Here is a 1,656-nt window from a genome sequence, read left to right on the forward strand (position 1 = left end):
GAGCTATCCTAATGGACATCAACGAAGAGTGGGTTACAGGCAGAAGATATTTGTCGGACGAGAGAGAATGATCAACCAAGGAGAGCAGGGTCAGAGAATTTACAGAAAGAAAGGTACGTTATCCAGAGTTGCAGTTAACCATAAAGAATACATAGCGAGAATGAGAGATAATAACCTTATGTATAATTTAAAGCGGCGATATGGTCTGTTTATCGTTTTGTTCAGTATATTTTTACTTGCACTTACAGCTCCTGTTCAGGCCGTCAGCGTCTCGATCAGCCCACAGCAGATAGAAGAAGGGGATACGATCACTATTGCTATCTCCGGGCTTACCAACGGGAGCGTGTTTGCCCTCAGAATGGAATCAGCAATTGAACTTGACGATGGTACATCTGAATTTACCTATCAGGCAAACCAGGTGACAGTCCCTTTTGCCCTGAATAATCCACGGGTTAACCTTCTTGCATCACCAGTTATCGAAGCGGGTCTTGAAGCATCAGACGGGGGAGTTATACGCCGTATCATTCAGGAAGCACATGAAGACGAGGTCTCATTATTTCAGAGACTGGACAGTATGCCAGCTGGGACAATGAACCGGATGAAGGCGTTTGGAATCGTTGTGGACAATGCCACCTATGTCGACATGACCCTTGAACTCTCCGGCACAAAAGAAGGACCAGACTCTGGATCAATCACGTTTGGACTTGAAGGCATCAGTGACGGGAGTGCACGAATCATCGTACTCGTTGACGGTTCACAGGTGATGAACCAGGAAGTTGTAATTGGTACCCCAACCATTACGCCGACACCCCGGCCAACTGCGCCACCCACCAGCAGTTCAAGTGGAGGTCAATCAGGGCAACCGGCTGTTGACGGAGTCATTGTTTCATCACTTGATAATAAGGTTCGGCTTACCACGCTTGAAACCTCGATTGCAGATGCCCGGGTAGAAGATATCAGGATTATTCAGTCAGAACCAATGAATCTTCCCTCAGGCTGGAAAGCACTCAGTGATCTCTATATCATCACACCAGCCGATGTAACCTTTACTCCTCACGCAGAGTTATCCTTCCAAAGTAATAATGAAGGAGAAGTGCCTTTCATTGCAACATATGCAAATAATGAATGGAGGATGGTTCCTTCGCGGTTTGTTGGATCATACCTTGTCACTGAGATCGGAACAAGCGGTCAGTATGCGCTTTTAACCTATCATGTAGCAGATCAGCCCCAAATTGAAACACCCGAATCAACACAGGCTGCAGCAACCCCTTCAGGAACGGTTCCGGTGGATTCAACACAGGTTCCCCCAACACAGGAATCTGCTGGTGGCCTCCTGGCACTCATCGGAGCGGGAATCGTGGGCATTAGTATCCTCTGCGTGACACGAAGACAGTAACCCGGATGCCGGGGTTTGATGGTAATGAACAGGTGATATGCTGAGACCAGCCATCTCACCTCTTCCTTTTTAAAAGAACAGTATCGGGCAGTAATCATCTGATCTGCTATTCTGTCCGGGTTCAACAAACGTCTGTATTCGCTCATCAAAAACTAATCCACTTTTCATGAAAACGCTCATCATAAATTGATCCACCCTATCATCCCCTCTGTCCATTATTGGATCGGGAGGGAACTGTAGGTGAAATCGATGAGCGACAT

At 47.0% G+C, this 1,656-nt stretch carries 2 protein-coding genes; one reads left to right on the top strand and one right to left on the bottom strand.

Going from position 1 to position 1,656, the window contains the following annotated elements; all coding sequences use genetic code 11:
• Positions 1 to 217: 217 nt before the first annotated feature.
• Positions 218 to 1,396: a hypothetical protein gene (locus tag FTO68_RS11785; protein ID WP_255333607.1), complete on the top strand. Its 1,179-nt coding sequence runs from the start codon at positions 218 to 220 to the stop codon at positions 1,394 to 1,396.
• 69 nt (positions 1,397 to 1,465) lie between these two features.
• On the opposite strand, the gene FTO68_RS11790 is transcribed toward FTO68_RS11785, so the two are convergent.
• Positions 1,466 to 1,656, bottom strand: a 191-nt coding sequence (locus FTO68_RS11790) for a hypothetical protein (RefSeq protein WP_255333608.1), incomplete at its 5' end; no start/stop codon positions are given.

The sequence above is a fragment of the Methanocalculus taiwanensis genome, from assembly GCF_024372745.1.
GTDB lineage: Archaea > Halobacteriota > Methanomicrobia > Methanomicrobiales > Methanocorpusculaceae > Methanocalculus > Methanocalculus taiwanensis.